Origin of the sequence: Pseudomonas sp. BF-B-30, from assembly GCF_019956305.1 — a bacterium.
GTDB classification, from domain to species: domain Bacteria; phylum Pseudomonadota; class Gammaproteobacteria; order Pseudomonadales; family Pseudomonadaceae; genus Aquipseudomonas; species Aquipseudomonas jessenii.
Map to the genome: position 1 here is coordinate 36,862 of NZ_JAHBDG010000041.1, position 13,373 is coordinate 50,234.

Genomic DNA, 13,373 nt, shown 5'->3' on the forward strand with positions numbered 1-13,373 from the left:
AGCGCCTAGTACCCGGTCATTTCCAGATAGCCCTGCCCTGCATGGCTGCCGCTGAGGCGCACCGGGCCTTCCCAGTACGGAATGAGCAAGTCCATCCAGGACTGGGGATTGAGCGCGGCAATGGTTATATCGAGGTGTCTGGCAGGGATTTTGATCGACCAGCGAATGGGCATCTCACGCCCGGCAACCCGGGCGGGGTCTTGCGGCGTGAGGCTGATGTCGCGGGCGTGCAGCAATTGTGTCTGACCCCGGGCGTCGATCCAGGTGCCGGTGAGGTAAGGCTCACCGTCCTTTTGCCGCATGCGATACAGCATCACCTGCTCGCCGCTGTCCAGATGCAGGGAGAACCAGTCCCAACCGGTCTGGTTGCTCGTCAGGGGCTGGCTGCTCCATTCCCGGTCGAGCCAGGCCGGGCCACTGACCTGAAAGGTCTTGCCGTCGATGTCCAGGGTGCCGCTGGCCTGGAAAAACGGCTGGCTGTAGTAATAAGAGGCCTGACCCTGTTCGGATTTCTGGCTGAAGCCCCGGTCCCCCTGAAGCACCAGCGGACCTGTCGAAGTCAATCGCAGCCGGTAGCTGAAACGCCGGTCGCTGGCACTGAGCTGCAGGTCGGCCAACGGGTCGTCGGCAGTCGCCTGGCTACTCAATTGCCAGTCGTCGATCCAGGCGTTGAACGGCGCGACGCTGACACCGGCTTGACCGACGCCGCCACGGGCATAACGTTCGGCCGCGTGATGCGCCGTCGCCGATGTCACCGCCGCGTGGCCGAGCCAGATCGTCTGATTCTGCCAGCCCAGCACCTCGGGGGTGGCTTTCAAGGCACTGCGGAACAAGGTCCATTGCGCGCCAAACTCATGCCCCTGATCGTCCTTCAGGTTGGCCGTGACATACCACCATTCGATGCGAAAGCCCTCGTGCGGGCCGTGATCCGCCGGGAAGCTGAACACCCGACCGGGCACCACCGGGGTGAACGCAGCGGCCTGGTTGCCCAACCCGGCAAAGCCCTTTTCCACCGGTGCCGGTTGATCGCAACCGCTCGCCAGCAGCGCCAGGAGCAACACGCCGACTTTAATCTTCATGGGCAAACGTCCGCAGCAGGTCCGCCGGTTGCGTGCGGTACAAACGGTACAACGGCCAGGCCGAGGCCAGTAACGTCGCCACCAGCGCCAGCCCCATCAATTGCAACAGTTGCAATGGAAACACTCGCAACGGCAGTCGCCAGCCAAAGGCCTGCACGTTGATCACCGCGTCCAGGCACCACGCCAGGGCGATGCCCAACGGCAACGCCAGCACCAGGGTCAATATCGCCAGCAGCCAGGTTTGCCCGAGGTTGAGCAACATCAAATGCCGACGCGTCACGCCCAACGCCCACAATGGCGCCAGTTGCCCGAGACGGCTCTGGCTTTGGGTCAACAGGCTGATGAACAGCGCCACCCCCGCCACGCACAGCGTCAGGCTGTTGAGTGCGGCGGTGGCAGCGAAGGTGCGCTCGAAGACTTGCGTGGACCAGCCCTTGAGCCGCGCCTGATCGACGATGCGGCTGTCGTCCAGGGCAAATCGCGCCTGCAATGCCGTGACGAACACCGGGATCGACGCCGGTTCGATGCGCAGGTTGAAGCGGTTCGGAGTCAGTTGCGGCCAACCGCGCAACAGGTGGCGGATGTTCACCAGAATGTGGCCCTTGGGATTGCCATAGTCGGCGTAGATCCCGACGATCCGTGGCGACCACGGGCCGGTGGGCGTCGACAGCGTCAGGTGATCGCCCAGTTGCACTCGCAGGCGCCGGGCCAGTTGTTCGCTGAGCATCACCGCATCGTCCTTGGCCAGTCGCTCCCAAGGGTTGTCGCCCAAGGCTTCGAGCAGTGGCCAGTGCTGGCGGTAAGTCGGATGGTCGATGATCCCGGACAGGTCCGTCGGCCAGCCCTGCAATTGAATCGAAACCTGCCAGTTGGGCAGCACGGCCGCCAGTTGCGGCTGCTGGTTGAGCCAGCTGTTCAGTTCCCTGGCCTGGGCCGGGCTTTGCGGATTGAGGTAAAGCTCGGCCGTCAGCCGTTGTTCGAGCCAGTTGCTGAAGGTCTGGCGAAACCCTGCGGTCATGCTGCCGGCACCGATGTTCGCCGCCATGGCCAACAGCAGCGCCATCAAGGCCAGGCTCAACGCCGGCAGTTGCTGGCGGCAATCGGCAACAAACCACTGGCCGAGCACCGAGCGACTGCGCTGCGAAACGAGACTGAGCAGCGCGCTGAGCACCACCGGCAAGGCCAGCGCGGCACCGATCAACAGCGCGGCCATCAACACGAAGCCACTGATCAGGCTGTCGCCGAAGATCAACGCCAGCAACGCGATCATCCCGGCCATGGCCGCCACCCAACCCTGGCGTCGCAACCAGCGCGCATGGGCTTGATGCCAGGCCTGCGGATCAGCCAGCGCCAGCAATGGCAGACGCGCCGCCCGCAGCAGGCTGTTGGCCCCGGCCAGCAACGCGCCGATCAGACTCAGGCCGATACCACTGAACCACCACGACAGACCAAGGCTCAACTGCCCCGCCACTTCGGCGCCATACAAGCCACGCAGGCTGGCGGCGACATCGGGTAACAGCACGCCGGCCAGCAGGTAGCCGCTGATCACCCCGGCCACACCGCCGATCAGGGCCAATCCACCCAATTCGACGGCGAGACAGGCCATCAGCATCCGTGCACTCACACCGCAGGCGCGCAGGGTTCGGAGCAAGCTTCGCCGTTGCTCCAGCGCCAGCCCGATGGCGGCGTGCACGATAAACAGGCCGACCACGAACGACAGCACCCCCAGGGCATCGAGGTTCAGGTGAAAGCTTTCGGTCAGGCGCCTCAGGTTGTTTTCTTCGCCGGCGCGCTTGAGTTGCAACTGGCCCTTGAACGGCTCCGGCAACGGCGCGGTGAAATCCTTCGGTAACAGCAGCCGCGACAGTTGCTGCGGCAACTCCAGAATCTGCTGGGCAAAACCGATGTCCACCAGCAGCACGCCGGGCGCCATATCGGCCTGCACATGCAGCGGCGGCAGGGCCACGCCCGCCAGGTTCAGTGGCCGGTCACCCTCGCGCAAACCCAGTGCCTGCAAGGTCTGCGACGATATCCAGGTGCTGCCCGGCGGACTGAAAAAGCCGACCACCTGTTCAATCGCCAAGGCCTGCCCGGCCACCGCTGCGCCCGCCGGCAGCGACACCGGCTCGATGCCCATCAACTGCAAGCGCTGCTCTTCGTGCCCCTTGAGCGTGACCCGGCCTTGCAGCAGCGGTGACACCGGCCACCCCGCGCGCCGCAGATCGATAAACCATTGCTGGGGGAACGTGCCGCCACCGGGCGCACCGAGGCTGGCCTGAGGTTCGCCGCCGATCAATTGACTGGCGCGGGCATAGCTGTCGCGGGCCTGGCTGTTGAGTGCCTGGACGCCGGTCAACAGACTGGTGGCCAGCCACAACCCGGTCAGCACACTGAAAAACTGCACCGGATGCTGCCGCCAGTGGCTGAGCAGTGCGCGCAGGGTTTCGCCAAAGATACGCATGTCAGCGCTCGCCCGCAGCGGCCAGGCGTCCGCCGCACAGCAGGGCTTTTTCCGCCAGCCGTGCCGCAACGCCGGGACTGTGGGTGACCATCAACAGGCTGGTGGGGCTGTCGTCGAGCAATTCCAGCAGCAACTGCAACACCTCCGCACCGGTGGTTTCATCGAGGCTGCCGGTGGGCTCGTCGGCCAGCAACAATGGCGGACGCGACGCCAGCGCCCGGCCCAGCGCGACCCGTTGCTGCTGGCCGCCGGACAGTTGCTCGGGATAGCGCCGCAGCAGCTCGCCCAGGCCCAGGCGTCGCACCAGGTGCGCCTGCCAGCGTGGGTCATGACGCCCCGCCAGCCGCGCCTGAATCGCCAGGTTGTCTTCGACCCGCAGGCTGCCGATCAGGTTGAACTGCTGGAACACCAGGCCGATTTCCGTACGGCGCCAGTTTGCCAGTTGCCCTTCATTCATCTGTTCCAGGCGATGCGCGCCACTGCGGATGCTGCCGCGATCGACCTTGTCCAGCCCGGCGATCAGGTGCAGCAAGGTGCTTTTGCCACTGCCCGACTCGCCCATCAGCGCCAGGCTGCTGCCGGGCCTTAGCGTCAGGTCGACGCCTTGCAGCACCGGCAGCGGCCCCTGCGGTGTGGCGTAGCTTTTGAAAACACCATGGACTTCAAGCATGGGTCAACCTGCTGGATAGGCGTGGCTCAAGGATAGCGGTCCTGAATGTTTTTTGTCCGTTGCTGATGATCGCCCCGCCCGCGCCCCGCCCTACCCTCGAAGCTGGTCTAACCATAACGATAAAAAACGGAGACGCCATGCCTCGTTTCACCTTGAGCCCTCGTGGGCTGCTCGCTTGCCTGATCACTGCCTGCCTGACGCAATCGGTGGTCGCCGCCGATGAACCGGTCGCAGCCAGCCCGCAAACCACGGCCAGTAACGCCGCCGTGCTGCAACAACTGCCCTTCACCGACCGCACCGACTACGAGTCGGTCACCAAGGGTCTGATCGCGCCGTTCAAGGGCCAGGTCAAGGACGCCTCGGGCAAGGTCATCTGGGATATCCAGGCCTATGACTTCCTCGCCAAAGACCAGGCCCCGGAGTCGGTCAACCCGAGCCTCTGGCGCCTGGCCCAACTCAGCGCCCATGCCGGATTGTTCGAAGTCAGCCCACGGCTGTATCAGGTGCGCGGCCTCGACCTGGCCAACATGACCATCATCGAAGGCGACGACGGGCTGATCATCATCGACCCGCTGACCATGGCCGAAACCGCCAAGGCGGCACTGGACCTGTACTACCAGAACCGTCCGCGCAAACCGGTGGTGGCGGTGATCTACAGCCACACCCACGTCGACCACTTCGGTGGCGTGCGCGGGGTCATCGACGAAGCCGACGTCAAGGCCGGCAAGGTCAAGGTGTTCGCCCCCGCCGGGTTCATGGAACACGTGATGAGCGAGAACGTCTACGCCGGCAATGCCATGAGCCGCCGCGCACAGTTCCAGTTCGGCAGCCTGCTGCCCCGTGGCGAAAAAGGCCAGGTCGATGCCGGCCTGGGCAAGAGCACACCGAGCGGCGGCACTGTCACCCTGATCCCGCCCACCGACCTGATCGACAAGGAACTGCAAACCCGCACCATCGCCGGTCTCGAGGTAGAGTTCCAGTTGACCCCGGGCACCGAGGCGCCGGCAGAGATGAACCTGTACCTGCCGCAATTGCGCGCCTTGTGCATGGCGGAAAACGCCACGCAAATGATGCACAACATCCTTACCCCCCGCGGCGCGCAGGTGCGTGACGCCAAGGCCTGGGCCGAGTACCTCGACGCCAGCCTGGCGCGTTACGGCGACAAGAGCGACGTGTTGTTCGCCCAGCACAACTGGCCGACCTGGGGTGGCGAACGCATCCGCACCTTCCTCGCCGACCAGCGCGACATGTACGCCTTCCTCAATGACCGCACCCTGCACCTGCTGAACCAGGGCCTGACGCCGCTGGAAATCGCCGATTCGATCAAGAAACTGCCCGGCAGCCTGGACCAGAAGTGGTACACCCGTGGCTACTACGGCTCACTGAGTTTCAACACCCGGGCGGTGTATCAGCGCTACATGGGTTTCTATGACGGTAACCCGGCCAACCTCAATCCGCTGCCGCCGGTAGAAACGGCCAAGCGTTCGGTCGAGGCCATGGGCGGCGAAGCGGCAGTGCTTGAGAAAATGCAGGCGGCGATGGCCAAGGGTGAATACCGCTGGGCCGTGCAACTGGGCAATCAGGTGCTGTTCGCCAACCCGGACAACGGCGACGCCCGCAAAGCCCAGGCCCAGGCGTTGGAGCAAATGGGCTATCAAAGTGAAAACGCCACCTGGCGCAACATGTACCTGACCGGTGCCATGGAACTGCGCAACGGCGTGCCACCCCATGCGGGCACTTCGGTATCGGTGGACATGGTGCGGGCGATGAGCCCGCAGATGTTCTTCGACTTCCTGGCGGTGCGCCTGGACAGTGAAAAGGCCGTAGGCCATGACCTGACCCTGAACTGGACCTTCGATGACCTGAGCAAGGACTTCAACCTGACCCTGCGCAATGGCGTGCTGACCCACCGTGCCGGGCTCAATGCTCAGGCGGATGCCAGCGTGACCATGAGCAAGGCCACCCTGGAACAGATCAGCCTCAAGCAGCTGGATATTCCGACGGCAATCCAGAAAGGTCTGATCAAGTTGCAAGGCAATGGCAAGAAGCTTGGGGAGTTGATGAGCAGCCTCGATACGTTTGCGCCGCAGTTCAATATCGTCACGCCTTGACCGGATGACGCGGGAAACCGCGTCGCCTTCATCGCGAGCAGGCTCGCTCCTACACTGGATCTGTGGACGAGACAGATTCAGTGTGGGAGCGGGCTTGCCCGCGAAAGCGGTGTTTCAGTCGATGATGATGTCGAATCATGCGGCCCCTTCGCGGGCAAGCCCGCTCCCACAGGTACTGCATTTATCCTGTGAGGCTTGCTCGCGATGGCGGCCTGCCATTCGAACAGATACATCACAGACAAACGAATCCAACAAACAGGCCGGCCGGTAGGCCGCCTCGGGCGCTTTTGCGGTACACGCCCCCTCATGAGGCCGAGTGGAGGTTCTGCGTAGTGGGCAACCCGGCATGGATGCCGGGTTAGCCGCCGCCGGCCATGGATGGCCGATGGCGGCGGGCCCACGGAGCAGGACCGGAGCGAGGGCATGCCGAGCCTAGGCGAGGCACCGAATGTCAGGGGCAAGAGCCCTTGGTTACTTGGGGCTTTTCCAAGTGACCCGCTGTAAGAGCGGAACCATAGGTGGCCGTGACCGCAGCAACGGATATGTACACCCTCAAAAATCCATGCTGCCTGCCACGCCGCCATCGCGAGCAAGCCCGCTCCCACAGGGGACCGGGTTGTTCACAGCATTTGTGAATGGCACAGGTCCAATGTAGGAGCGAGCCTGCTCGCGATGCGGTTCAGGCAGACACCACTTCAACCACCGGCATTTTCCAGTGTTGATTGACCACCTGCTGCCCGGGTCCATACAGGCGCAGGACCAGGGTGAACGCTCCGTTTGCAGGCGTCGGCAACCAGTTGCTCTGCTCCGGCGGAGCGACGTTCTGCAGGATCAACGTCAACCCACCGTCCGCATCTTCCTGCAACTGATCCCGGCTGCTCAGGCAGTAGCGATTGATCGGGTTGGCCACCAGTTGCCGGTCCGGCAAGTCATACAGCGTCAGCGACCAGAACTCGCTGGCCGGCGGCAATTGACCCGCTGCGAAACGCAGGCGATAGCTTCGCCCACCCTGCAAGGGTTGCCCCTGATTATCCAGGCGAGTGCCGGTGTAGAAGGCCTCTTCCACGCTGTTGCCGTAGATGCCGACATTCGCCGCGACAGCACGGTTGAGGTAATTGCCGTTCAGCGCTTCGCGAGTGCCGAACAGCCCGAGGGTGGTGCGTACCTGGCTCACCGCGATTTGTAGTTGCGCCTGGGCGTCTTCAATCCCGGCGAGCAGTGCCTGGCGCGTTGCTGGCGGCAAAGTCGCCGGGTCGAAACCCTGGCCGGGCACGATGCCGATCCGGGCAAAGCGCGCGCGCAAGGCTTGTTCGGACGGTTGCGTGGGGCACAGGCTGAGGATCTGGTTCAGCGCCGGAATAAACTCCAGCCCCAACCCGGTCTTGCTGTCCCAAGGGTGCCAGTCAATGGCTGGCGCAGCCACAGGCGGCGCACTGCCGATGTATTCATGCAACGAACGCAAACCGTATTGCTGCTGCAAGGCACGCACCGCCGGCAGGTCCCCGGCGTTTTTCAGGCCCGTTCTACCAAGCACCATGACGATTTCGGTTTCACTGCGCAGCACAGCCTTGACGCCGTCCGGTGTCGGGCCTTGCCAGTGGGGTCCGGCGATCAGGTAATTCCCCGCATCGCGACCGGTGCTGAGCACGCCGACATAGGCAAAGTTGTGGGTGTACTGGTCGACCAGTTGAAGCACGTAATAGCGGTCGTCAGGCACGGCCGGCACGCTCAACACCTGGGGCTCGCTGCGCAGGTCAAGCCACGCCCAGGAGTACGGCGTGTCGTTGTTCGGCGTGACGATGTCGCGGTTGTTCGGGGTAAACAACTCGCTGTAATGACGAAAGCGGTTGAAGCCGCCAACGTACTCCGGCGCGCCCGGCTTGAGCGCCTGTTTTTCCATGGTCTGGTAATGCATGAGCATGGGGTACGCGTAAATCCACGCCTCTTTGGCAATCTGTCGAGGGTCATCGGAATCACCGGCCAGCAGCCGGCGTGGAAACATCAGACTTGCTCCCAATACCCCCATGCCGCCCAGCAACCGGCGGCGACTGAAAATCAGGTTCATGATTCGATCCTCGCAATCGTCGGCAACTGATAACTCCCGTCCACTGCCCCACCCTTGGGCAGGTACAGGCGCAACAGCAGGTTGAACGGACCTTGCGGCGTCGGCAGCCAGTTGCCCTGCGGCGCAGCCTTGGGCGCATCGGCTTGCAGGATCAGGGTCAAGCCGCCGTCGGCATCGTATTGTAGACCAGGGCTGCGGTCGCCCAGGGCGTAACGCTGGATCGGATTGGCCACCAGCAACTGGGTTTTGCCGTCATACAGGGTCAGCGACCAGAACGCATTCACCGGCGGCAATTGCCCGGAGGGAAAATGCAGGCGATAGGCGTGTTGGCCATTGAGTTCCTGCCCCTTTGCATCGTGCAACGCCATCGGGTACAGCGCTTCCACCGCATCGTTGGCATAGATGTAGCGCCAGGCGACTGCGGCACGGGTCAGGTCATCGTCACCGAACTTGCCGACGTTGGGCGGCGACGGCAACCAGCCCTGCTGTTCCACTGATAGTCGGCTGGAGGCTGCGCGGACCTGTTCGCGACCGGCTTCGGCGCCCTGTGCGACGGCTTCGTTCAAGTCCGCCGGGGCCTGGAATCCGGCCCCCGGCTTCACCCCGATGGCGGCGAAACGGGCCAGTTTCTTTTGTTCGCTGGCGGTCCATTGATGCAAGGGGGCCAGCGCGTTAAAGGTGCTGAACAACACCTGCGCCGGCCCGTGCCTGGTGTCCGTGTACGCTGGCAGTTGCAGCGGTGCCAAGGGTTCAGGGGGCGCGCTGCCATTGACTTTGGACAGCGGTTGCAAGGCGTAGCCCCTCAGCACTTGCGCGGCGTCTTTCTGATCCGCTTCGCCCTTGACCTCGGTCCGTCCCAACAGGAAGACCAGCCGGCTCGGTGAGCGAATCACCGCGCTGAACCCCGATGGCGCGGGCCCCTTCCAGTCCGGCCCGACAATCAGGTAGCGCCCCGCCTTGTCACCCGTGGCGCGAGTGCCGATGTAGTCGAGGTTGTCGGTGCGCATGTCCACCAGCTGGAAACTGTAGTAGCGACCTTGCACGGCCGGTACGTCGAGCACCACAGGTTCGCTGCGCAAGTCCAGCAAGGCACGGGAATAGAAGGTGTCGTTGTTGGGCGACACCACTTTGTTGTCTTGCGGGCCGAGCAGGCGCGGTTCGCTGTAGAGACGGTTGAACGGCAGTTTCGCGGCGATGGCGCTGAGCACTTTGTCGTGTTCGACGGTGGCGTAGGCGAACACGTAGGCCTCCTGCGCCAGGTCTTTGGCTTGCTGTTGGTCGAGAGTTGCGGCGTGAACAGTACCCAGGCTCGCGCCCAGGGCCAGAGCGGATATCCAGTAGCGCATGGCAGATCTCCTGGTAGATGCAAAAATGTCATCCACCACCGTCCAATGTGGGAGCGGGCTTGCTCGCGAAAAGGGCATCACATTCAACATTTTCGTTGACTGGTACACCGCTTTCGCGAGCAAGCCCGCTCCCACATTGGCTTTGCGGTGGTTTGGCGAATGGTTACTTGGCCCAACGCCGCAGGTCCGACGGGGTGTAGTCGTCGGTCTTGGCGGCGAAGCCCACGCGCATCGGCTCGGTCTCTTCGTTGGCCAGGCCGCCGGCGTAGTAGCGTCCGGAGATCAGGTCATAGGAGGTTTCCAGCACGTTGTAGGTGAAGCCGTGGTCGTACTGCTGGATCGCGTGCAGTTCACCGCAGCGCCACAGTTCACCGCGGCTGTCGTACTGGTCCGACTGGGCGATCTGCCAGCTATCTTCGTCCACATAGAAGCGACGTTTGGCGTAGATGTGCCGGGCACCGGGCTTGAGGGTCGCTTCGACCACCCACACGCGGTGCTTCTCGTAGCGGGCCAGGTCCTGATTGACGTGGTTGGGCTTGATCACGGTGTCGTACTTGAGGTCGCGGCTGCCGATCTTGTAGCTGTTGTAAGGGATGAACAGCTCTTGCTTGCCCACCAGTTTCCAGTCGAAACGGTCCGGCGCGCCGTTGTAGCCGTCGATGTTGTCGGCGGTGATCAGGCCGTTGCTGTAACGGGCGCTGTTGTCGTAGGCGATCATCGGCGCACGGCGCACGCGACGTTGCCCTGGCAGGTATTGCCAGGCCGAACGCGGCTCGGCGACCTGGTCGATCGGCTCGTGCACCAGTACCGCCTCACCGGACAGACGCGCCGGTTCCAGCACCCGGCTCTTGAACATGAACAGGATGTTCGAGTCCGGTTCCAGCCCGCCCACGGTGTCGGCAAAGTTGATCAAAGACTGGTTGCGCACGTAGCTGGTGGCGCCATTTTCACGCACCAGCGCGGCGCTGCTGATGCGCTCGTAACTGCCGCCGCGATAACGGGTCATGTGGTTCCACATCACCTCCAGGCCTTCGGTGGGCAACGGAAACGGAATGCCACTGGCATAGTCGTGCAAGCCGTTGCCGCCGTCGGCCATGCTGGTCTTGGCGACGTTCTCACGACTGACCGCCAGTACCTCCTTGGGCAGGTTGGCGCTGCGATGGCTCGGGTAGATGTTCATCTTGTAGGTGTCGGGAAAACGCTTGAACAACGCGATTTGCCCGGGGCTGAGAAATTTCTGGTATTGCGTCAGGTTCTGCGCGGTGACGGTGAACAACGGTTTATCGGCGGCATACGGATCGCTGTAGCCGCCCTTGCTGTCGACGGTGCCGGCGTTGCTCGCCAGACCACCGGTCCAGGCCGGAATGCTGCCGTCGGCATTGGCCGCCATTTCCGAGCCCATGGGGGTCAGGGTCTTGCCCAGCGCCGCCGAATCGGTGCCTTTGGCCTGGGCCAGGCCGACGGTGCAGGCCAGGGCCAGCACGCACAATTGCATACGCATAACGGTTCTCCTTAGAAGTCTGCCTTGAAGCTGACGGATGCAAAATCGCGGTCGTCGAGGGTGCTGTAGTCGTTGGAACCGAAGAACGTGTTGTAGGCCAGTTCCACGCTGTAATCGTTCATGTAGACGCCGGTCAGGCTCACGCCCAGCGCTTGCTGGCCTTCCTGGAACGGCCCTTGCGGATCGTAGGAATAGCCCGAGACGTCATGCCGCCAGTTGACGGCCGGAATCAGGTTGATGCCTGGCAACACATCGCTGTATTCAAGGCTGGCGCGCAGGCGATACCCCCACGACCAATCGGTGGCAAAGCCCTTGTCGGTGCAGTATTGGTTGGTCACACCTGAAGCCACCGTGTTGCACAGCGTGCCGTTGCGCGGGGCGCTGCGGCCGAACGCGGCGTTACGGCCCAGGCGCTCGTCCCCGAGATCGTCGATGTGCACGACACCGGCCTCACCGAACAGGCTCAGGCGCGTGGCGCCCAACACGTTGTCGATGGCCTGGGTGGCCGAACCGGTCAACTGCCAGACGCCCTTGCGCTCCCACGCATCGAACTGGCTGCCATTGGTGGTGCTGAAGCCGGGCGGCAACTGCAACCAGGAACTGCCCCCCGGTCCGGAAATCACCGCAACGTTGACGTCGGGCGCGTTGATCGCGATCGGCATGTTCGGCCGGTAGCTCAACTCACCGGCCAGGGAAATCCCGGTGACAGGCTCGACGCCGTTGAGGCTGATGCCGTACAGGCGAATATTTTCCGGGAAGGCCGCCGCATAGCTCGGCCCCTGGATACCACCGGGGAAGGTACCGGGCACCGCGGTGTTCCTGGCGTTAATGGTGAAATACGGCAACCGCGAGTGATAGTTGATGTAGTAGATCGCCGCTTCCGCATCGTTGAGCGCCGGGATCATCTGGCGCAAGGCGAAGCCGAACTGGCCGTTGTCGGACGGCGATTCGTTGCCCCGGGACGTGGCGAACAAACCAGCGGCCTGCATCTGTTGATCGGTCTGCACCTGGCTCAGGTACAGCGGCCCGCAACCCGGCTGGATCACATCACTGCTGGCGAAGAAGGTGCCGCAACCGTCGAGTACGCTGGGGCGCCAGTTGTACTGGTAGAAACCTTCGAGGTTGGTGGTGTCTGTCAGGCCGAAGCTGAAGGAGACCATCTCCACTGGCAACTGGCCCTCCTTGATTTCCACGCCGGGACGGTTGAACGCCGAGATGTCCAACGGGTTGATCACGTTGATGCCGTTCTGGATCAGCAGCGCTTCGCCCCAGGACAACACCTGGTTACCGACCTTTACGTTCAGCGGATGTTCGGCCACCTGGAAGTCTTTCCAGACGTAGGCATCGAGCACCTCGAAGCCCTTGAATTTTGACAGGTCGTCCCAGCCCGAATCGTCGAAATCCTTGAAGCGGCCATTGCCGGTTTCATAGGCATGGTCGTACCAGTACTTGAAGCGAATGAACGCGCCCTGGCCCTGGCCATCGAGACTGATATCGGTGAGCCCCTTGAACAGTTGCGAGATGGGGTCGCCCTTCTTGAAGTTCAGCCGGTTGTCGTCAGCGCTGACGCTGGTGCCATTGGCATTTACACCCTGGGCCTGCAAGGCGTTGGCGCGGGTCATCAGGCTCTTGTCGGGGTTTTGTGTCGACCAGCTGCTGCCCAGGCTCAGGCTGGTCTTGGTCGACAGGCTCCAGTCTTCGTTGAGGTCAAATGTGGTGGCGTAGGTTGGCCCCGTCAGTACGGCAAGAATCGCCAGCGCAAGGGGTTGCGGGCGAGTGTGGCCAAGCCGGTGAAGCCGTTGGCGGACTCCGGCTGTGGCCGAGCGTTTTTTTATCATTATTAGGCTCCGGTCAGGTTTGCTCAGCCCGGACACGGTGCCCAACTATCGGGCCCGACACGCAAGCGATGGCCGACAAAAAATAATCATCGGGAGGATCTGCGGGGGGCTTCGGTTAATTTCTGAAGGCGTACATATCCGTTTCTGCGGATGCGGTCACCTGTGGGAGCGAGCTTGAACTGGCCTAATAATTCCGGACACCTCTTAAGGGCGATATGATTTCGCCAACTTGGAGGTTCCATGAACGAAAGAAAGGTCTATACCCGCGAGTTCAAGCTGCATGCTGCCAGCATGGTGCTTGA

At 62.9% G+C, this 13,373-nt stretch carries 8 protein-coding genes; 1 reads left to right on the forward strand and 7 read right to left on the reverse strand.

The window, feature by feature from the left end:
- Nucleotides 1–5: 5 nt before the first annotated feature.
- From KGB29_RS20270 to KGB29_RS20280, 3 genes are read right to left on the reverse strand one after another with little or no spacing between them, the layout of a single operon-like run.
- Nucleotides 6–1,079 carry a lipocalin-like domain-containing protein gene (locus KGB29_RS20270; protein WP_150815134.1) on the reverse strand — a complete coding sequence of 358 codons (1,074 nt, stop codon included), beginning with the start codon at nt 1,077–1,079 and terminating at the stop codon, nt 6–8.
- Nucleotides 1,069–3,540 (reverse strand): ABC transporter permease, encoded by a 2,472-nt coding sequence (locus tag KGB29_RS20275; RefSeq protein ID WP_223616478.1) that lies wholly within the window; start codon nt 3,538–3,540, stop codon nt 1,069–1,071. Before KGB29_RS20275 ends, KGB29_RS20270 begins: the two co-directional genes overlap by 11 nt.
- Before the next feature lies 1 nt (nt 3,541).
- Nucleotides 3,542–4,210, reverse strand: a complete 669-nt coding sequence (locus tag KGB29_RS20280) for an ABC transporter ATP-binding protein (protein ID WP_090456368.1) — start codon at nt 4,208–4,210, stop codon at nt 3,542–3,544.
- A gap of 137 nt (nt 4,211–4,347) precedes the next feature.
- Between KGB29_RS20280 and KGB29_RS20285 the strand changes: the two genes are divergently transcribed.
- Nucleotides 4,348–6,321: an alkyl/aryl-sulfatase gene (locus KGB29_RS20285; protein WP_150815132.1), complete on the forward strand. Its 1,974-nt coding sequence runs from the start codon at nt 4,348–4,350 to the stop codon at nt 6,319–6,321.
- Nucleotides 6,322–7,000: 679 nt separating this feature from the next.
- Here the strand turns inward: KGB29_RS20285 and KGB29_RS20290 are convergent.
- From KGB29_RS20290 to KGB29_RS20305, 4 genes are all read right to left on the reverse strand, one after another.
- Nucleotides 7,001–8,386 carry a DUF1254 domain-containing protein gene (locus tag KGB29_RS20290; protein WP_150815131.1) on the reverse strand — a complete coding sequence of 462 codons (1,386 nt, stop codon included), beginning with the start codon at nt 8,384–8,386 and terminating at the stop codon, nt 7,001–7,003.
- Complete coding sequence (locus KGB29_RS20295) at nt 8,383–9,732, reverse strand: DUF1254 domain-containing protein (protein ID WP_150815130.1); 1,350 nt, start codon at nt 9,730–9,732, stop codon at nt 8,383–8,385. Before KGB29_RS20295 ends, KGB29_RS20290 begins: the two co-directional genes overlap by 4 nt.
- Before the next feature lie 163 nt (nt 9,733–9,895).
- Nucleotides 9,896–11,233 carry a DUF1329 domain-containing protein gene (locus KGB29_RS20300; protein ID WP_150815128.1) on the reverse strand — a complete coding sequence of 446 codons (1,338 nt, stop codon included), beginning with the start codon at nt 11,231–11,233 and terminating at the stop codon, nt 9,896–9,898.
- Between the two features lie 11 nt (nt 11,234–11,244).
- Entirely contained in the window at nt 11,245–13,071 is a 1,827-nt protein-coding gene (locus tag KGB29_RS20305; protein WP_150815127.1) for a DUF1302 domain-containing protein, read from the reverse strand.
- Nucleotides 13,072–13,373: the final 302 nt, after the last annotated feature.